Source organism: Thauera linaloolentis 47Lol = DSM 12138 (assembly GCF_000310205.1).
Lineage (GTDB): Bacteria > Pseudomonadota > Gammaproteobacteria > Burkholderiales > Rhodocyclaceae > Thauera > Thauera linaloolentis.
In genome coordinates this window covers 1-18,139 of the sequence record NZ_AMXE01000045.1, presented here as the reverse complement: position 1 = coordinate 18,139, position 18,139 = coordinate 1, and the positions used below count along the sequence as shown (strand labels likewise).

The following is an 18,139-nucleotide window of genomic DNA, read 5'->3' as shown; positions in this document are numbered from 1 at the left end:
CATGTCGAGAAAACGGCTTTTTTCCCCCGCGTTCATCCAGCGCTTCACGTCGGTCCATCGCTGGGTGGGCATCTGCACCGGCATGGCGCTGTTCATCGCCTTCTTCGCCGGAGCCCTGGCCGTCTACCTGGGACCGATCCAGAAATGGGCGAACCCGGACTTGCGGCAGGCGTACGGCGGCATGGCGGACATCGAGCGCGTTGTCGACGCGGCCGTGCAACACGCCGATTTCCCTCAAGCGCTGGAATTGAGTTTCAATGCTGACGGACAGGGCCCGAAAGCCGTCTTCTACGGTGGCAATCCTGCCAGAGGTGAGCCATGGATCACTTATACACTCGCGCTGGATGCGAGCGGGCAGGTCGTCCGGCTCAATGCGCCTTCGAGCGTCGGCGCCATGATCAATCAGATCCACTACTCCCTGGGGCTGCCCAAACATGCGGGCTATACCCTCATGGGAATAGTCAGTGCCGTCTATGGCCTCGCCTTGGTCACGGGCCTGCTGATCCACCTTCCCCACCTGTTGCGCGACCTCTATTCGTTGCGGGTCGGCAAGAACCTCAAGAAGATGTGGCTGGACGCCCACAATGTCATTGGCGTGCTGTCGCTGCCGTTCCATCTGATGTTCGCGTTCACGGGGCTCCTGATCTGCATCATGCCGATCCTCGGCGATGCGATGGACCGGGTCTCGCCCAGCCTCGCTGCATCGCAGGCGTTTGCAACGCAGGAACAGGCGGGCTTCGTCGCTCGGCGCCACAATCATGGTGGGGCCGAGGAGCGTGAGTATCCGTACGCCGCAATGCTGACGGCATCCCGTCTGCTTGATATCGCAACGGCGCAGATCGAGGGCTTCCAGCCCACGGGCATCCACTATTCCAGCTATGGCACCACCAATGCGCAGGCCAGGGTCGTGGGGCAGGTCCGACGCGCGCTCGTGCCGGAGTCGTCGGTCGACATCGTCGCAGCGACGGGCAAAGTGATCGCGGTGGATGCGCCAGGCCGGCGGAGCGTTCCCACCGTAATGGAGGCCGGCTACGTCTCGCTGCATTTTGCCGATTTTGGCGGGCAGCTTACCAAGGCGATCTATTTCGTGCTCGGCCTGGCTGGAGCCTTCCTGTTCTATTCCGGCAACCTGCTCTGGATCGAGACCCGCAGGCGCCGCCACCACGTCGAGCAAACCATGTCCGGATGGGTCATGGCACAGCTCAGCATCGGCCTCTGCCTGGGCTGCTGCCTGGGTATCGGCTTCATGCTGCTGGGTACGCAATTGCTGCCGCTCGATTTGCCCGGCCGCGGCCAATGGGAAGAAAACCTCTACTACATCGGGTTCTTCGGCGCCGTGATCTGGTCGCTTGCCCGCCCTCCGATCCGCGCCGGCATTGAAATACTCGCTGGCTGCGCGGCCGTGTATGGATTACTGCCCATTCTGAACGTCACACGATCGTCGTGGCACGGGGATTGGGACGTTGCGCTGTTCGACGCGATCCTGCTGCTGCTGGCCGCATGCTTCCTGGCTCTCGCACGAGGCACGATGCGCCGTGCCGCGACCGGGCAGGCCAACAGCGTCTGGGCGCTTTCCAGCCGGCCACTGCAACATGCTCAGCCCAGGCGAGCTGCCGACACGGTTGCTTCATGAGTAGAGGCTCGAAACAGTCCGGCACAAACCAAACCGCAGGCGCCTCCAGGCGCATCATGGACATGCTCTACAGGATCGGACTGTCGGCCGGTGTGACCAGCATGATCCTGTTCATTGCGGCGGATATCGTGCCTGCTCCCTGGATGGCCATTTCGAGCAAGGCGGCGCTTGCCGCCGCCATTGGAACGCTCATCGTTGCGGGCCTGTGGGAGGCATGCCTGGATAAGGGGCGCTTGCCGCCCCGTTGAGAGGTGATCGGCCAGCCGAAGATGCCGCGGCGTTTGCGCCAGGGGCGGACGACAAACCGCCGGGTCTGCGTGGGCAACCCGGCGGGTTTCTTTGTGCTCTCCCTATGTAAACGTTTGAGCGGGGCAAAACCGGAACTGAATTTACAGATTGTTGCATTCCGTCCGTCTTGGCGGACGCTGGCGCCGGTCTTCTCCGCCGCCCGGGGGCCCTTCGGCACCCCCGACAGGGCTGCCGAAGGGGAGTGCGGAGGGGGGACGTGGGCATGTCGTGCCTGTGGTGATGACATCCGTTATAACAAGCCCGGGAGCAGCCGATGAAGCTCAAGATCACCGCCGTCGGCAATTCCGCCGGCGTCATCCTTCCCAAGGAACTGCTGGCCCGCCTGAGGGTGGAAAAAGGCGATGAGCTCTATGCCATCGAAACCCCGGACGGCATCCGCCTGACGGTCTACGATTCCGCACTGGCGGCGCAAATGGCCGTGGCCGAGCAGGTCATGCGCGAAGACCGCCAGGTACTGCACCAACTCGCGCAATGAAGGCGGGCCCGGCCATGATTGCCTGGATCAGCTGCCCGCTGGCCCTGGCCATCCACGATCGCCAGCTTGCCGAACATGGCGGAGCCGGTGGTGTGCGCGATGAAACGCTACTCGATTCCGCCCTGGCCCGCTCGCAGCAACTGCACGCCTACGGGCCGCCGCCGCCGGATCTGGCCGCCAGCCTCGCCTTCGGCCTGGCCCGCAACCACCCGTTCGTCGATGGCAACAAAAGCACCGCGCATGTCTGCTACCGGGTATTCCTCAAGCTCAACGGTTGCGATCTGCGCGCGAGCGACGAAGAAAAGTACGCCAGCATGATCGGTCTTGCCGACGGCACCATCGGCGAAGCCGAGTTCGCGCAATGGCTGTGCGCCTGCATCGCGGCCGACATACCCGACAGCGTGCAGGAGCCCGCTACCCCTTATCGGCGCTGAAGACGCCTCCAACGGGGCGGAACAATCCGTCGGTCCAGCACGGCCCGTATCCCGCACCGCGCCCGCTTTCTTCCTGAAACAGACGAGTTTCGAGGTGCACGATGACGAAGCCGTCGATGATCAGCAGGCGCATTCTTGCCGGCCCGATGGCAGCGACCACATCCTGGCCATGTTCGAACAGCGCTTCGCGTCCGTGCCAAGTACCGTACCCGCTACCGGGTACGCTGACACGGCGCTGAAACGATGCTCCCGCTGCAAAAAAAACGGCAGTTTTTCCTTTCTTGCGTGTTAACCGGTAAGAATCCTCGCGAGGCGCCTGCGGGGTTTCCCTTTTACCGATCCTGCAACAGGAAATCCCGACATGAACATAGCCCGGCCCCTGCTTTTGCGCACGGCACGAATGCAACAGCCACAGGCCCGCCCCGTCCACCACGCCGTCTGCGTGGCTCTGCTCGCCCTGGGGGGCCTCCATTCGATCGATGCACGCGTCGCCTACGCCCAGGAGGCCCACCCCGCTGCCTCCCGCCAGCAGTTCGCCATCCCGGCAGGTCCGCTTGATGATGCCCTCGGTGCTTTCGGCATTACCGCCAACATCATGGTCGCTGCGGATCCCGCCCTCACAGCCGGCATCCGCAGTCCCGGGCTGAGCGGCGAATACGGCATCGACGACGGCCTTGCCCGCCTCCTTGCCGGCACGCCCCTGCAAGCCATCCGCCTGGATGTGAAAAGCTACCGCCTGCAGAAGCGGCCGGTCGCACGCGACAGCGAGACCACCCTGGTTCCCATGACCGTCACTGCCAGCGTCGACCGGGACGTCGAAAAGCATGAAAGGACTTACACCGAGAACGTCACCAGTGTTTATCAAGACCGGGAGCAACTGCAGCGCTTCAACATGACCAACCCCGGCGACGTGTTCAAGGGCATGAATGGCGTCTACAGCATGGACAGCCGCAGCAGCCAGTCCATCACCCCCAATATTCGCGGCATCACCGGTGAAGGCCGCACCCCGCTCACCATCGACGGCACCGAGCAATCCACCAACGTCTGGCTGCACATGTTTGGCACGGGCAACCGCAGCTATGCCGATCCGGCCATGTTCCGCAGCGTCGAAGTCGAGAAAGGCCCGTCGCTCTCTCGCGGCATCAAGAGCGGCGTTGGCGGCGCGGTGAACATTCGCACCATCGACGCCAAGGACATCATCCCTGAGGGCGAGAAAATCGGCATCGAAATCAATCTCGCCACCGCCGGCAACACCAGCAAGCCACGCCGTGATGCCGATGCCTATTTCGGCCAGGACTACCACAACATCCCCGGCGCGGAACGGATAGGAAACGCTACCATCAGCCTGCCCTTTGAAACGCCGCGTACCAAGGGCGATGCCTCCATCCTCAATTTCGAGGATCACGCCGAAATGTTCGCCATCGCCGCCCGCAATGAATTTGCCGACGTGCTGCTGTCGCACAGCGAGCGCAGCGCGGGCAACTATTACGCTGGCAAGAAAAAGGTCGGCAACTATGCCGGACACGATGCCTATGACCAAACAAGCACTGACAGCTACGTCCCCAACCTGACCAAGATGTACAAGGCGGGCAACGAAATCTACAACACCGCCAACGACATCCAGACCACCCTGTTCAAGAACAACTGGTATCTGCCCAACGATCAGAAAATCGGCCTGCAATTCATGCGCACCAAATCGGTATTCGGCGAAACTACGCCCGGCAATACCACCTTGTATTATTTATATCGGGAAGCGGGTGAACACGATCGACCGAATGATCGTGACTGGTCAAAGGAACAATGGGTACAGGAATTCCCGCGCAGCACCCTGAAAATCGACAGCCATAAACTGACCTACGACTTGAAACCTGAAGGCTCCGACTGGCTCAATCTGGAAACCAGCCTGTGGCAGACCAAAACGCGCGGCACGCGCTACCAGACCGGCTCTGAATCCTACAGCCTGATGCTGGACGAAGACACGGAAAATGCGCTGAATCTCTACGATGCTTTCTGCGGCCCCGGAAAAATGGATTGCGCCAGCCTCGGCTGGCTGCCGCCCGACCACGACGGCACCATCGTTCCCGCCGGCAAGCAATGGACGAGCCACGACCGCAGCGGCTTCGACTTCAGCAACCAGATGCGGCTGGCCGGCAATCTGCACCTGACCCTCGGCGGCAGCTACCAAAAGGAAAAGCTCGATGATCGGCTGCTCATGGTCGAAAAACAGCCCAATCCGTTCGCGCCCAGCGGCGCCGATCTGCTGATCAGCACCGACCGCCTCGGCCCACGCGCCGGTGAGCGCAAGGAATGGTCGGCCATGATGAACCTGGCCTGGCAGCCGACTTCATGGCTCACCCTCACCGCCGGCACCCGTTATCTGCATTACACCGGCAAGGACACCGGCACCGCCAAGCGCCGCCGCCAGCAAGAGGCTTTCTTCGAGGCAAGCCGGCGGTTGGCCGGGCTGGAACTGAAGTATCAAGAAATAATGACACCTGAGGACAAGGCCACGATCACTCAGCTAATACAGGATTTCAATAACGCTTGGAGTGCCGCCTTTGTCGCTCAGAATCCGGCAGATTTCAAAACCTGGGAGTATATTAATCATGACGGCAGTAGCGACACTCATCACGTCGTAGACTATTTCCCGACAGAAAATGCGCAAGTCAGGGCAGCGGCACAACGTTATGCGGATTTTCTCTCGGCAAACAATGCCAATCATTTTGCCAATGATCGGAGTGAAACCCTGCTGAATTCCAACGAGTCTGATAGAACATTGTTTGCAATGTTTCGGCATGGCCCTACCGGTCTCGATGTGAATCCAATGTATGACTCCTCTTGGGAGAATGAAACTTACTGGAACAAAAAAGCAACCCTACCGTACAAGGACGGCAAATTTGATTCCTCGTACAACCCCTTTGCCAACGGCGAAGCGGATATGAACGAAGTGGTCGACAGCCCCTACGGCACGGGCACGGTCAATAAATATAGAGTCGGCGGTCATAATGAAGGCGGCTATGGCACGGAGGTTTATCAACGCCTCGATACCGGCAAAGCCTGGGAAGCGCCGGAAGAAGAATCCGGCCACGCCTTCAGCCCGGTCTTCAGCGCCACCGCCCGCGTCACGCCCTTCGGCACCGCCTTCCTGCGCTACGCGCAGACCACCCGTTTCCCGAGCATCAACGAACTGACTTCCAGCGCGATCATCGACGGCGCCGGCACCCTCGGTGGGCTGGCCGTCGAGGGCGCCAGCAAACCGGAACGCAGCACCAACTGGGAAATCGGCTACGCCCACGACCTGCGCCAGTTCTTCCCCGCACTGAATTACGCCGACGTGCGCGTCAGCTACTTCAACACCGAAATCCGCGATTTCCTGGATCGCTCGCTGAACATGGGCATCCTCCAGCTCGACAAGAAAAAAAGCAGCGGCATCGAACTGCAATCGCGCTTCGACACGGGCCGTTTCTACGGCGGCCTGGGCGGCACCTACCGCCTCAAGCAGAAAACCTGCGACAAGGACGTCGCTTCGGCAATGGATCCTTTCTGGAACCGCATTCCCACCTGCATGACCGGCGGCTTCCCCGGCAGCTACAGCGGGACCAGCCTGCAACCCAAGTACTCCATCGACATGAACCTCGGCGCGCGCCTGTACAACAACCAGTTCGAGTTCGGTTGGCGAGGCGTGTATCACTCTGGCGCGGAAAACGATCAGCTCGAAAAGTTGCTCGGAAATACAGAAGGCGATCCAGATATCGCAAAATTTCTGCTGCATAGGGTTTGGTTTCGTGGCAACAAGGAGGCCTTCTATTGGAAACCCGTCCTCCTCCACGATATCTACGCCACCCTGCGCGTAAACAAGGAGCTGGCCCTGAACCTCGGCATCACCAATCTCACCGACCAGTACTATCTCGACCCCATGTCCAAAGTACTGCTCCCGGGGCCGGGACGGACGCTGCGGGCGGAGCTGCGGGTGAAGTTCTGATGTAGCGCAGAGGCGTTACGGCGCTTCAGCGCCGCGTCAGCGTGACCCAATAGCGCGTGCGGTATTCGGCGCGCACCGGCAGAACCTGTTCGAGCATGGCGAGCACGCGGTCGCCGTCGTCGAGCGGGAAGGCGCCGGTGACTTGCAGGCCGGCTACGGCGGGGTCGCAGCGCAGCAGGCCGGGACGGTGGCGGGCGAGTTCGGCGATGAACTGGTCAAGGGGCATGCGGCTGGCGACCAGCATGCCGCGGACCCAGGCGTCACCGCCGCTGCGCAGGGTTTCCGGCGGCTGGATGGTGTCGGCGGTGAAGTCGGATTGCGTGCCCGCATGCAGGCGCCGTGTGGGGCCGCCATGTCGTGGCCGGATGTCGACGGCGCCTTCGAAGACGGCGACACGGATGGGGTGGCCGTCTTCGGCCAGCCGGCGCACGCTGAAGCGGGTGCCGACCGGCAGGAGTTCGCCATGCGGGGTGGCGATGACGAAGGGGCGCCCGCCGGGGTCGGGCGCGGTGCTCACCATGATCTCGCCCGTGTGCAGGGTGAGGCGGCGCTGGTGGGCGTCGAATGCGATGTCGACCGCGCTGCGCGTGTTGAGCGTGAGCAGGGTGCCGTCCTTGAGCGTGACGTTGCGGCGTTCGCCGGTGCCGGTGTGCTGGTCGGCGAGCAGGCTCGGCAGCAGCCGGGCGTCGTTGAGCAGGGTGCGTCCCTGCCAGGCGATGCCGGTGGTCAGCCCCAGGCCGAGCATCCATTTGAGTCCGTTGCGGCGGCTACGTCGACTGGCGTCGCGGGCTTGCTCCAGCGTGGTGGCGACCTGCGGCGCGGCCATGCCGCGGGTGCTGTTGCGCAAATCTTGCCCGAGCATGTTCAGCCGCTGCCATGCCAGTTCGTGGCCGGGGTCGGCGGCGCGCCACGCGTCGCAGTTCTGGCGGGCGGCCAGGGTGTCGTCGTACTGCAGGCGGACGACCCATTCGGCGGCCTGCGCCACCACCTTGGGGTCGAGCGGTCCCGCGTCGGGTGCGAGGGGCTTGAAGGCGCGGGATGGATTCATCGCGGCGGCCGCGCGGTTTCCGGAGCGGCCTCGCTGTAGATTGCCAGATAGCAGTGCTGCAGCGCGGCGGCGGCTTCCTTGTGCACCACGTTGAGCGTGGTGCCGAGCCGGCGGGCGATTTCGGCGTGGGGCAGGCCTTCGAACTGGGCCATCAGGAATACCTTGCGGCGCCGTTCGGGCATGCCGTCGAGCAGGCGCCAGATTTCCGCCAGGGCTTCGATGGCCGCGACCTGATCCTCGGCCGATGGGGCGTACTGTTCGTGCTGCTGCGCAAGCACTTCCAGATAGGCTTGTTCCAGCGCCTGCCGGCGGAACTGGTTGATGGCCAGGCGTTTGGCGATGACCGTGAGGTAGGCGCGGGGCTGTTCCAGCGCGGGCGTGGCGCCGGCCTTCCACAGCCGTTCGAAGGTGTCGTGCGCGAGGTCGGCGGCGCGCTGGGAGCACCCCAGCTTGCTGCGCAGCCAGCCATGCAGCCAGCCGTGGTGGTCCTTGTAAAGCGCGGTGACGGTGTCGGAAAACGGGTTGACGGCGTTCAAGCGGAGTGCTCCGGGAGGAATCGGCCTGCCGCCGCAACGGTGTACAGCGGATGTAATGGGAATCGTTCCTATTTTGTTGCAGGCGCCGATGCCCGTCAAACCCGCGCATGTGGGAGCGCTCGGTGTTTCACAAAATACGCAAATATGAATTAATATAAGTCGTTGAATTTGTTTATTTTGTTAATGATTTAAGTGCGTTTTGCGAATTTTGCGAACATTTGCGCATAAACATCCGGAACCTGCATGAAAAAGACCTTCATGGGCCCGCGCCTGCGCCGGCTGCGCGAAGAGCGCGGCCTGACCCAGGTGGCGCTGGCGCGGACGCTGGAGATTTCGCCCAGCTATCTCAACCAGATCGAGCAGAACCAGCGTCCGCTCACCGTACAGGTGCTGCTGAAGATCAGTACTGCGCTGGGCGTGGACGTGCAGCGCTTTTCCGACGACGACGAAGCACGGCTGATCGCCGACCTGCGCGAAGTGCTGGGCGGCGGCTCGCTCAGCGCGACGCTGGACGAGCCGATATCGCTCGGCGACATCCGCGAACTGGCCGCCGGCCTGCCCGCCATCGGCCGCGCCCTGCTCGCGCTCGACCGGCGCTGCCGCGAGGCGGAGGAGCGCGTCGATGCGCTCGCCCTGCGGCTGGGCGAGGACCGCGGCATGGTGGCGGGTGCGCCGCCGATGCCGTATGAAGAAGTGCGCGACTTCTTCTACGCCCGCCACAACCACGTCGCCGAACTGGATGATCTCGCCGAGCGCCTGTTCGACGCCTGGTCGCTGCAGCCGGGCGAGGTCGCCGCCGGGCTGGCGGCGCGGCTGGCGCGAGTGCATGGCGTGCGCGTGGTGAGGGACGATTCGGGCTTCGGCGAGGCCGGGTTCGAGGATGGCCCGCTGCGCGTGTTCGACCCCGCCGGGCGGGTGCTGAGCCTGTCGCCGCTGCTCGAACCCGGGCAGCAGGCTTTCCAGATGGCGACCCAGCTCGCCTTCCTGGAGGCGGGCGAGGACATCGACCGTGTCGCCGCCGGGGCCGCCTTCCGCAGCGAAGAGGCGCGGGTGCTGGCGCGCATCGGCCTGGCCAACTACTTTGCCGGCGCGCTGGTGCTGCCCTACGGGCGTTTCCTCGCCGCCGCCGAGCAGTTGCGCTACGACATCGACCGCCTCGGGCGGCGCTTCGGCGTCGGTTTCGAGACCGTCTGCCACCGTTTGTCGACGCTGCAGCGGCCGGATGCGCGCGGGGTGCCGTTCTTCTTCGTCCGCGTAGACCGCGCGGGCAACATCTCCAAGCGCCAGTCCGCCACCGATTTCCACTTCTCCCGCGTCGGCGGCACCTGTCCGCTGTGGAACGTGTACGAAGCCTTCGCCCGCCCGGGGCACATCCTGACCCAGCTCGCCGCCATGCCGGACGGCCGCACCTACCTGTGGATCGCGCGCTGCGTGTCGCACAGCCGCGGCGGCTACGGCGTGCCCGAGAAGAGCTTCGCCATCGGCCTGGGCTGCGACCTGCGCCATGCACCGCGCCTGGTTTACGCCAAGGGCCTGAAGCTCGACGACCCCGAGGCGCCGACGCCGATCGGCGCCGGCTGCAAGGTGTGCGAGCGCCCCTCCTGTCCGCAGCGGGCTTTCCCGCCCGTGGGAGGTGGCCTGGCCATCGACGAGAACCGCAGCCGCTTCGAGCCGTATGCGGCCGTGGTACGCGGTGCCGCACGCTGAGCGCGGCAGCGTGCGTGCGTCGTCCGGCGGGCCGCCGAGGCAGTGATCGGTGCGGCTGTTGCTGCTATATACTGCCCGCCAGCGCCGGGGCCCCGCGCGGTTCGTGCATGAGGCTCCGGCGATGAGAACTACAGGTGCCGGCGTGGTCTCGATCGAGCCACCCGGTTAAACGGGAACAAGGTGAGCAGTGTCCGGGGCGGTTGCCGCCCCTCGCACCGCAAGGCCTTGGCTGCCCCCGCAACGGTAAGTACATCAGGATTCACCCTGGCCACGGCTGTTGAGCGATCAATGCCCGGGCCAGCCACTGATGCGCCACGTGGCTTCCGCCAAGGAATCGTGCGAGCGCATCGGGAAGGCGGTGGTTCCGGCATCCGACGCGCGCCCGACGCGCCCGGATGCGTTGTGCGAGCCCGGATACCGGCCTGTTGGCGCCGCGCGTCCCGTAATGGATGCGCGGCTTTCGGCAACAGACCGTCTGCGGGGAAGCAGGTGGCGGGCTCCAGGTGTTCCAGATGCGCTGCGCATCGGGCGCCGCGGTGTGCCGCCGGGCACATCCAGGCGGTCAGAACCTCCATCTGACCATGAAACACACCCAATCTCGCGTTCTCCGCCATACCGCGGCCAGCCTCCGCCCGGTCCCGCTCGCCATGCTGGCGATGTTCTGCAGCCCATGGCTGTCCACCCCCGCGCTGGCGCAAAGCGTATTGCCGCCGGTCGAGGTGACGGCCAAGCCCGAGGACGGCGGCCTGGGCCTGTCCCGGCCGTCCAGCACCGGCAGCCGCACGGGTTTGTCTGCGCGCGAACTGCCCGCCAGCCTCGAACAGGTGGACGCCGATACCCAGCGGCAGCGCGGCGACTTCGGCCTCGTCGAGGCCGTCACGCGCACGACGGGGCTGACCGCGCAGGGCACCGGCGGCAATGGCGGCCTGGCGTTTTCGGCGCGCGGTTTCACCGGCGTGACCTCGGTCGGCGTGGCCGAGGACGGCACACGCCTGGGCGTGGCCGCCGGCACGGTGAACTACCCGAGCGACAGTTGGGGCTACGAGCGCATCGAGGTGCTGCGCGGCCCGGCGTCGATCGTCCATGGCACCGGCACCGCCGGCGCCACCATCAACGCGGTACGCAAGCAGCCCAGCCGCGAGCAGTCGGTGGAAGCCCTGGTGGGCGTCGGCCAGCACGGCAGCGCGCGCCTCGGCCTCGGCGCCGCCGGCCCGATCGGCGAAATCGCCAGCTACCGTGTGGACGCCTACGGCCATACCACGGACGGCGAACGCGACCTCGGCCGCGCCAAGGGCGGCAAGTTCATGGGCACGCTGCGCTTCGACCCCAGCAGCGACCTTCGTTTCGAAGTCCTGGCCGACATCAGCGAGCAGAAGCCCGAGCGCTACTGGGGCACGCCCACGCTGAACGGCCGCGTGCTCAGCAGCCTGCGCGACCAGAACTACAACGTCCGCGACAGCGTGATCCGCTACCAGGACCAGCGCCTGCGCGCCCGCGCCGAATGGAAGGCCAACGACTGGCTGACCGTGCGCAACGAGGCCCACTACTTCAAGGCCGACCGCCACTGGAAGAACATCGAGGCCTACAGTTACGACCCGGCGAGCGGCACCGTGGCGCGTTCGGACTACCTGGAAATCACCCACGACCTGGAGCAGAAGGGCAACCGCCTGGAGGCGGCGATCAAGGCGGGTGCGCACAATGCCGTGATCGGCTGGGAAACGAGCAAGGCCACGTTCACGGGCGGCAACAGCTCGCCGTACCGGGGCGCCTCCACGGTGTCTGCCCACGACCCCGTGCATGGCTACTGGGACAGCCCGGACGTGAGCGCGCCCAAGTTCGACACCGACACCACGCAGCACGCCTTCTACCTCGAGGATGCCTGGCAGGTGGGCGACAAGTGGCTGTTGCTGGCCGGCATCCGCCGCGACATCAACGAGGTCGACCGCCGCGATCGCACCGGCGGCACGCCGTTCGACAAGACGCTGGGCGGCACCGCGTGGCGCCTTGGCCTGACGCACCACCTGACGTCCGATACCAGCGTGTATGGCCAGGTCAGCCAGGGGCACGACCCGGTGACCAACATCCTGACGCTGAACCTGGCCAACAGCAGTTTCAAACTGACCACCGCGCGCCAGGTCGAAGTCGGCGTCAAGCAGCAGTTCGGCCAGGGCCTGGGCGAATGGACGGCGGCGGTGTATCGCATCGACAAGGACGACATCATCACCCGCCATCCCGACACGCCCTCGATTTCGGTGCAGGGCGGCAGCCAGCATTCCAAGGGCCTGGAGCTGAGCGCCGCGATCACGCCGACCGCGCAGTGGCGCCTGGAGGGCAACTTCGCCCTGGTCAGCGCCGAGTTCGACGAGCTGATCGAAGCGGGTGGCGCCAACCGTGCGGGCAATCGCCCGGCCAACGTGCCGCGTCAGGTGGCCAACCTGTGGGCGCACTACCGCTTCGGCGACTGGCAGGCCTCGCTGGGCGGGCGCTACGTGGGCAAGCGCTACGGCAACAACGCCAACACGGTGGACCTGCCCTCCTATGTGGTGGCCGACGCCGTGCTGAACTGGCAGCTCGATTCCACCACCACGCTGCGCCTGCTGGGCCGCAACCTGACCGACAAGCTCTACGTCACCGCCGCGTATGGCAGCCAGCACCTGCTGGGCGACGGACGCCGGGTGGAGCTGGTCGCGGACTTCCGGTTCTGAGCGGGCGGACCCTTGCGGGCGCGCTTGCCCGCAAGGCCAGGGGCGTCCCGCGGGGCGCCTGTCCTGGCGGCCGCATGCGCCGGCCGCCGCTTTCCGAGCAGCCATTGCGATGAAGAATATTTCCACTGCCGTGCATGTGTGCCTGTGCGCGGTCCTGCTGGCGGCCTGCTCCCCGCAGCAGCCGCCATCGCCGCCCGCCGCGGCGCAGACCGTCCGGCCCGATGCCGCCGCGCTGCCGCCGGTGACCGTCGAGGTGTGCGGCCAGCCGGTGCGCTACGACACGGTGCCGCAACGCGCGGTCACGCACGACGTCAACATCACCGAGCTGTTCCTCTACCTGGGGCTGGGCGACCGGCTGGCGGGCTACAGCGGCATCTCGACGCGCAAGGAGATCGACCCGGCGTTCCGTCCGCTGCTCGACGCCGTGCCCAACCTGTCGCAGCAGGGCATGAACATCGAGACGATCGTCGGGGTCGAGGCCGATTTCGTGTTCGGCGGCTGGAGCTACGGCTTTCGCGAAGGCCAGGTGACGCCCGCCATGCTGGCGGAACTCGGCATCGCCTCGTACATCCTGACCGAGTCGTGCATCCGCAAGATGGCGCGCGACAAGGTGTCGTTGGAAGACACCTTCGCCGACATGCTCGCCATCGGCCGCATCTTCCGCATCGAAGCCCATGCGCAGGAGCGGGTGGCGCAGCAGCGCGCCGAACTGCATGCCGTGACCACCGCGCTGCAGGGCGTGCAGCACCGCCCCCGGGTGTTCGTATACGACAGCGGAACCGACGCGCCGACCACCTCGGGCCGCTTCGGCATGCCGCACGCCATGATCGAGGCGGCCGGCGGCGACAACATCTTCGCCGACATCCCCAACAACTGGCCCAAGGGCAACTGGGAAGACGTCGTCGCGCGCAACCCCGAATGGATCGTCGTCATCGACTACGACCAGCCGGGGCCGCAGGGCAAGATCGACTTTCTGCTGTCCAAGCCGGAGCTGTCCGGCGTGGACGCCATCCGCCAGCGCAATTTCGTCGTCATCACCTATGCCGAAGCCACGCCGGGGCCGCGCAACGTCGCGCGCGTGCGCACCCTGGCACGGGCCTTCCACCCCGGGCGCGTGCCGTGACGCAGGGCGTCGGGGTGGAAAACCGCGCAAACCTGGCCGGGGATGGCGCCAGCCAGGCCGCTTCCCCGCCGCGCCGCCGCATGCCGATGCTGCTGCTCGCGCTGATGGGCCTGCTGCTGCTTTCCATCACGTTCGGCATCACCCTCGGGCCGGTGGAGATCTCGCCAGCCAGCGTCTGGCGCATCGCCGGGCATGAACTGGCGCTGCGGCTGGGGATCGCGTCCGCGCCGGGCGAATGGACCCTTGCCCAGCACCAGATCGTGTGGCTGATACGCATGCCGCGCGTGCTGCTGGCGGCGCTGGTGGGGGCCGGGCTGGCCGTGGTCGGGGTGACCATGCAGGCCATGGTGCGCAACCCGCTGGCGGATCCCTACCTGCTCGGCGTGTCGTCCGGCGCCTCGGTCGGGGCGGTGCTGGTGCTGGCCTACGGCGTGCTCGGCTTTGCCGGCGTGTATGCGCTGTCGCTGGGCGCATTCGCCGGGGCCCTGCTGGCCTGCGTGGCCGTGTACTGGCTGGCGCACAGCGGCGGCAGGCTGCTGGCGCCGCGCCTGATCCTGGGCGGCGTGGCCATCGGCTACTGCCTGGGCGGCATCACCAGCCTCGTCACCCTGACCGCCGGGCAGCGGGAACTGGCCAACGCGGTGCTGTCCTGGACGCTGGGCAGCCTGGCCGGCACGCGTTGGGACGAACTGGGCCTGCCGGCGCTGGTGCTGGCGCTGGGCATCGCATGGCTGCTGCTGCAGGCGCGTGCGCTCAATGCCCTGCTCACCGGCGACGAAACGGCCAGCACCCTGGGCGTGGATACCACCCGCGTACGCCGCGTGCTGTTCGTGCTGGTGTCGCTGCTCACCGGGGTGATGGTGGCCGTCAGCGGCGCCATCGGCTTCATCGGCCTGATGGTGCCGCACATCACCCGCATGCTGGTGGGGACCGAGCATCGCCGCGTGTTGCCGGTGGCGGCGCTGGTCGGCGCCGTCTTCCTGGTGTGGGTGGACGCGGTGGCGCGCGTGGCGTTCGCGCCCACCGAGCTGCCGGTGGGCATTATCACCGCGCTGATCGGCGGCCCCTTCTTCGTCTGGCTGCTGCTCCGCCGCGGCCTGTCCCCCGGAGCCGGGCGATGAAGCTGCAGGCCCGCGAACTGCGCTGGCAGGTGCCGCATTCCGGCACCGCGCGGAGCATTGTCGAGGATGTTTCGCTGCATGTCGCCGAAGGCGAGCTGGTCGGCCTGATCGGTCCCAACGGCAGCGGCAAGTCCACCGTGCTGCGCATGATCTACCGCATCCTCAGGCCTGCGGCGGGGGCGGTGTCCGTGGATGGTCGCGACGTATGGCGGATGTCGGCGCGCGACACCGCGCGCCTGATGGCGGTGCTGGCGCAGGAAAACGGCGGCGAGTTCGAATTCAGTGTGCGCGAAGTGGTATCGATGGGGCGCACGCCGCACAAGTCGGCCTTCGCCCGCGACGACCAGCGGGACATCGACATCGTGCACGCGGCGATGCTGCGCGTGGGTGTGCTGCAACTGGCCGAGCGCAGCTTCGCCACCCTGTCCGGCGGCGAGAAGCAGCGCGTGCTGATGGCCCGCGCGCTGGCCCAGCAGGCCGGCCTGCTGGTGCTGGACGAGCCGACCAACCACCTGGACGTGCGCTACCAGTTCGAGATCATGAACCTGGTCCGCAGCCTGGGCGTGACCGCCATCGCCGCGCTGCACGAACTGCACATCGCCGCGCACTACTGCGACCGCCTCTATCTGCTGGAAAACGGCCGCCTCGCCGCGAGCGGCACGCCCGCCGAGGTTCTGACGGCAGAGCACATCGCCGGTGTTTACGGCGTGCGCGCCGCCATCCGCCTGCATCCGCGAAGCGGCAGGCCTCATATCGAATTCATGCCCGATGAACCCGTCTGAATCCCCGCAAACCCTGCCCGCCGATACCGCGATCGTCCTGTTGGGGCGCGGCAGCCTCGGCCCCGCCGCCAGGGAAGAAATGCAATCCATGGTCGAAGGCGTGCGCATGGCCCTGCCCGGCGCACAGGTAGAAAGCGCCTTCGTCGACCGCGAAAGCCCGTCGCTGCCCGACGCGCTGGACGCCTGCGCCGGCGCGCGCCGGGTCGTCGTGCAGCCGGTATTCATCCCCGGCGACAAATCCCTGCTGCGCTGGCTGCAGAAAGTCGCCCTGCGCTGGCGTGCCCGCCAGCCGGCAGATCGGTCGCCGCCGGAAATCGCCTTCGCCGCCGCGCTGGGCAGTCTGCCGGAACTGGCGCGCCTGCTGGCACGCCAGGCCTGCGCCGCCGGCCAACTGCCCGACGTGGCAGACACGGCGGGCGGCGACTGGCAGCGCGACCCCATCGCCTGGTCCAACATCCCGCCGCACCAGCGCCACGTGCTGTTCTGTCTCGGGCCGCGCTGCGTTGCCCTGGGCGCGGCCACGCTGTGGCAGCACCTGGGCGACCGCCTGCGCGCCAGCGGCAAGCTGCAGAAAACCGTGATGCTGCTGCAGACCAGTTGCCAGTACCCCTGCAACCACGGCCCGCTGATGATCGTCTATCCCGACGGGACCTGGTACGGCAAGCTGGACGAGGCCGTCATCGACAACATCGTCGACCGGCATCTGGACCAGGGCACGGTGGATGAGGCGTATTGCGTGCATCGGCACGGGGGATGACAGGCAAGGTGGGCAGGGTGGCCAAGGTCTTGCTGGGTGAGGCGCTGCGTGCCGAAGTAAAAGCGCTCAACCCGGTTTTCGAGGTCGAGGGGGTGCTCGATCAGATCGTGCAACCGGCCTGAATGTGGCGGCTGTCGGGACGGTGTCCATGAGGATGGATCGATGTGGGCGGGCGGGCATTGCGCGCGCCCGCCCATGTCGTTGCCCTTACGCCCGTGTGCCCGAGTACAGCCGCTTCTCAACGAACATCGTGTTGCGCAGGCCATTGAGGAATTTCGCCACGGCCAGCACCGCGAGATCGATCAGCGGTTCGACGATGACCACGGTCATGTAGGCGGCGCCGAAGGAGACGACCTGCGACAGGTTGTCGGCGCCGAGGCCCTGGCCGTAGAAGGCCCAGAACGCGACCCAGGCGACGATGCCGCCCTGGTAGGCGAGCGAGAGCTTCAGCGCCTGGCCGTAGCGGATGTCCACATAGGGCGTGTCGGCGGGGATGATCTTCTTCGCCAGCACGGCGGTGGCGAACAGCGGCACCAGCAGTGTGGTGACGTTGATGCCGTATTGCGGCAGGTCGAAATGGGCGAACAGCATGCCCTGCGCCAGCAGGCCGCCGGCCAGCCCGAGCGCCGCCGGGGCGAGGCCGAAGATCAGCAGCAGCGTGGTGCCGAGGATGAGGTGGACTTCCGACACCCCGACCGGATGGTGCGGGAAGACCTCGAAGAAGCAGAACACCAGCAGCGTGGCCAGTGCGGCGCGCAGCAGCAGCGAGGCGGCGCCGTCGCGCCTGATGGTGTCGAACGAGAGCTTGGCCGCGTAGGCCAGCGCCGCGGCGGCGGTGCCGTAGCTCAACAGCATTTTTGAGCCTTCGACGATTCCGGGTTCGATATGCATGGTTTTCTCCTTGGAAAGAATGTGGGTCGGGTGCTGCTGGCTACAGGCGGGGGCGGTGTGTTTCATCGGCTTCAGGCCAGATCGGCGGCGCGCACCACGTCCGCGCCCCAGGCTGAGCCAATGCGCGCAGCGCGGCCGAGCGCGACCGCTGCGTCGTCGAAATCCACCACCGTGCAGATGTCGGCGTCGCGCGGGCGCGGCGGGATGTCGTCGAAGCGGGCGTCGGTCAGCAGCCACAGTGCGACGTGCTGTTCGGGCGTGCTGCGGCGGCGTTTGCGCAGCAAGGCGTCGGCAAGCGCCACCGCCGAGCGCGCCGGGGTGCCGCCGCCGCCCGGGATGGCGGCGATCCAGGCTTCGTTGAAGGCCACGGCCTTGCGCGGCGGCTGCAGCACGCGCGCCTGCTGGCCGGAGAAGCCGATCACCGCGAGGTCTTCGCGGCGGCGGTAGAAGCCGGCGGTCCAGCGCAGCAGCAGGCCCTTGGCCAGCGCCAGGCGCCGGCCCTGCAGCATCGACGCCGAGCAGTCGAGCAGGATGCAGTGCAGCACGCCGCCGCCGGCCGGCGGTGGCCGCCAGCGCAGGTGGGCGGGGGCGAGCGCGGCGTCGGCCTTGGCCGCCAGCGTGCGCGGCCAGTCGATG

The 18,139-nt window shown here is 66.3% G+C and carries 17 protein-coding genes and 1 riboswitch; of the genes, 12 read left to right on the top strand and 5 right to left on the bottom strand.

Translation table 11 applies throughout. The annotated features are described in order from the left end of the window. Position 1 precedes the first annotated feature (1 nt). The 4 genes from C666_RS12030 (at position 2) to C666_RS12015 (ending at position 2,851) form a co-directional block, all read left to right on the top strand. On the top strand, positions 2-1,633 hold the full coding sequence (locus C666_RS12030) for a PepSY-associated TM helix domain-containing protein (RefSeq protein WP_004339262.1): 1,632 nt from the start codon (positions 2-4) through the stop codon (positions 1,631-1,633). A gap of 56 nt (positions 1,634-1,689) precedes the next feature. Next, positions 1,690-1,881 carry a hypothetical protein gene (locus tag C666_RS12025; RefSeq protein WP_028791927.1) on the top strand — a complete coding sequence of 64 codons (192 nt, stop codon included), beginning with the start codon at positions 1,690-1,692 and terminating at the stop codon, positions 1,879-1,881. A 314-nt stretch (positions 1,882-2,195) separates the two neighbouring features. Then, positions 2,196-2,417, top strand: coding sequence for an AbrB/MazE/SpoVT family DNA-binding domain-containing protein (locus C666_RS12020; RefSeq protein ID WP_004339256.1), 222 nt, complete (start codon positions 2,196-2,198; stop codon positions 2,415-2,417). After that, entirely contained in the window at positions 2,414-2,851 is a 438-nt protein-coding gene (locus tag C666_RS12015) for a type II toxin-antitoxin system death-on-curing family toxin (protein ID WP_004339252.1), read from the top strand. The genes C666_RS12020 and C666_RS12015 overlap by 4 nt, the downstream gene beginning before the upstream one ends. Here the strand turns inward: C666_RS12015 and C666_RS20730 are convergent. Further along, a complete protein-coding gene (locus C666_RS20730) occupies positions 2,832-3,323 on the bottom strand; it encodes a hypothetical protein (RefSeq protein WP_162173247.1) in 492 nt (163 codons plus the stop codon). The genes C666_RS12015 and C666_RS20730 overlap by 20 nt on opposite strands. Between C666_RS20730 and C666_RS12010 the strand changes: the two genes are divergently transcribed. Next, a complete protein-coding gene (locus C666_RS12010; RefSeq protein ID WP_038000040.1) occupies positions 3,294-6,833 on the top strand; it encodes a TonB-dependent receptor in 3,540 nt (1,179 codons plus the stop codon). The genes C666_RS20730 and C666_RS12010 overlap by 30 nt on opposite strands. Positions 6,834-6,858: 25 nt before the next feature. Here the strand turns inward: C666_RS12010 and C666_RS12005 are convergent, their stop codons facing one another. Then, positions 6,859-7,881 carry a FecR domain-containing protein gene (locus C666_RS12005; protein WP_004339247.1) on the bottom strand — a complete coding sequence of 341 codons (1,023 nt, stop codon included), beginning with the start codon at positions 7,879-7,881 and terminating at the stop codon, positions 6,859-6,861. Further along, a complete protein-coding gene (locus C666_RS12000) occupies positions 7,878-8,417 on the bottom strand; it encodes a sigma-70 family RNA polymerase sigma factor (RefSeq protein WP_004339245.1) in 540 nt (179 codons plus the stop codon). The genes C666_RS12005 and C666_RS12000 overlap by 4 nt, the downstream gene beginning before the upstream one ends. A 243-nt stretch (positions 8,418-8,660) precedes the next feature. On the opposite strand from C666_RS12000, the gene C666_RS11995 reads away from it, so the two are divergent. From C666_RS11995 to C666_RS21105, 7 genes are all read left to right on the top strand, one after another. Next, positions 8,661-10,124 (top strand): short-chain fatty acyl-CoA regulator family protein, encoded by a 1,464-nt coding sequence (locus C666_RS11995; protein WP_004339242.1) that lies wholly within the window; start codon positions 8,661-8,663, stop codon positions 10,122-10,124. 125 nt (positions 10,125-10,249) lie between these two features. Further along, positions 10,250-10,564: riboswitch (cobalamin riboswitch) on the top strand. Positions 10,565-10,705: 141 nt separating this feature from the next. Then, complete coding sequence (locus tag C666_RS11990) at positions 10,706-12,829, top strand: TonB-dependent receptor (RefSeq protein ID WP_037999972.1); 2,124 nt, start codon at positions 10,706-10,708, stop codon at positions 12,827-12,829. A 109-nt stretch (positions 12,830-12,938) separates the two neighbouring features. Continuing rightward, entirely contained in the window at positions 12,939-13,952 is a 1,014-nt protein-coding gene (locus tag C666_RS11985) for an ABC transporter substrate-binding protein (protein ID WP_004339237.1), read from the top strand. A 14-nt stretch (positions 13,953-13,966) separates the two neighbouring features. Continuing rightward, positions 13,967-15,073: a FecCD family ABC transporter permease gene (locus tag C666_RS11980; protein ID WP_004339234.1), complete on the top strand. Its 1,107-nt coding sequence runs from the start codon at positions 13,967-13,969 to the stop codon at positions 15,071-15,073. Beyond that, positions 15,070-15,855, top strand: a complete 786-nt coding sequence (locus tag C666_RS11975) for an ABC transporter ATP-binding protein (protein WP_004339231.1) — start codon at positions 15,070-15,072, stop codon at positions 15,853-15,855. The genes C666_RS11980 and C666_RS11975 overlap by 4 nt, the downstream gene beginning before the upstream one ends. Further along, a complete protein-coding gene (locus C666_RS11970) occupies positions 15,842-16,612 on the top strand; it encodes a (2Fe-2S) ferredoxin domain-containing protein (protein WP_004339228.1) in 771 nt (256 codons plus the stop codon). The genes C666_RS11975 and C666_RS11970 overlap by 14 nt, the downstream gene beginning before the upstream one ends. Beyond that, positions 16,609-16,734: a hypothetical protein gene (locus tag C666_RS21105; RefSeq protein WP_281169760.1), complete on the top strand. Its 126-nt coding sequence runs from the start codon at positions 16,609-16,611 to the stop codon at positions 16,732-16,734. The genes C666_RS11970 and C666_RS21105 overlap by 4 nt, the downstream gene beginning before the upstream one ends. An 85-nt stretch (positions 16,735-16,819) precedes the next feature. Here C666_RS21105 and C666_RS11965 read toward each other — a convergent pair whose 3' ends face one another. Beyond that, positions 16,820-17,503 carry an energy-coupling factor ABC transporter permease gene (locus C666_RS11965; RefSeq protein WP_004339226.1) on the bottom strand — a complete coding sequence of 228 codons (684 nt, stop codon included), beginning with the start codon at positions 17,501-17,503 and terminating at the stop codon, positions 16,820-16,822. Positions 17,504-17,574: 71 nt separating this feature from the next. Then, positions 17,575-18,139: vWA domain-containing protein (locus C666_RS11960; RefSeq protein WP_004339223.1), on the bottom strand; the 565-nt coding region annotated here is incomplete at its 5' end.

Bases quoted from the DNA above. Each gene is read 5' to 3' on its own strand.
- C666_RS12025 (WP_028791927.1), top strand. From the start codon at position 1,690: ATGGACATGCTCTACAGGATCGGACTGTCGGCCGGTGTGACCAGCATG.
- C666_RS20730 (WP_162173247.1), bottom strand. From the start codon at position 3,323: ATGGAGGCCCCCCAGGGCGAGCAGAGCCACGCAGACGGCGTGGTGGAC.
- C666_RS12015 (WP_004339252.1), top strand. From the start codon at position 2,414: ATGAAGGCGGGCCCGGCCATGATTGCCTGGATCAGCTGCCCGCTGGCC.
- C666_RS11965 (WP_004339226.1), bottom strand. From the start codon at position 17,503: ATGCATATCGAACCCGGAATCGTCGAAGGCTCAAAAATGCTGTTGAGC.
- C666_RS21105 (WP_281169760.1), top strand. From the start codon at position 16,609: ATGACAGGCAAGGTGGGCAGGGTGGCCAAGGTCTTGCTGGGTGAGGCG.
- C666_RS11995 (WP_004339242.1), top strand. From the start codon at position 8,661: ATGAAAAAGACCTTCATGGGCCCGCGCCTGCGCCGGCTGCGCGAAGAG.
- C666_RS12005 (WP_004339247.1), bottom strand. From the start codon at position 7,881: ATGAATCCATCCCGCGCCTTCAAGCCCCTCGCACCCGACGCGGGACCG.
- C666_RS11975 (WP_004339231.1), top strand. From the start codon at position 15,070: ATGAAGCTGCAGGCCCGCGAACTGCGCTGGCAGGTGCCGCATTCCGGC.
- C666_RS11985 (WP_004339237.1), top strand. From the start codon at position 12,939: ATGAAGAATATTTCCACTGCCGTGCATGTGTGCCTGTGCGCGGTCCTG.
- C666_RS12030 (WP_004339262.1), top strand. From the start codon at position 2: ATGTCGAGAAAACGGCTTTTTTCCCCCGCGTTCATCCAGCGCTTCACG.
- C666_RS11990 (WP_037999972.1), top strand. From the start codon at position 10,706: ATGAAACACACCCAATCTCGCGTTCTCCGCCATACCGCGGCCAGCCTC.
- C666_RS12020 (WP_004339256.1), top strand. From the start codon at position 2,196: ATGAAGCTCAAGATCACCGCCGTCGGCAATTCCGCCGGCGTCATCCTT.
- C666_RS11970 (WP_004339228.1), top strand. From the start codon at position 15,842: ATGAACCCGTCTGAATCCCCGCAAACCCTGCCCGCCGATACCGCGATC.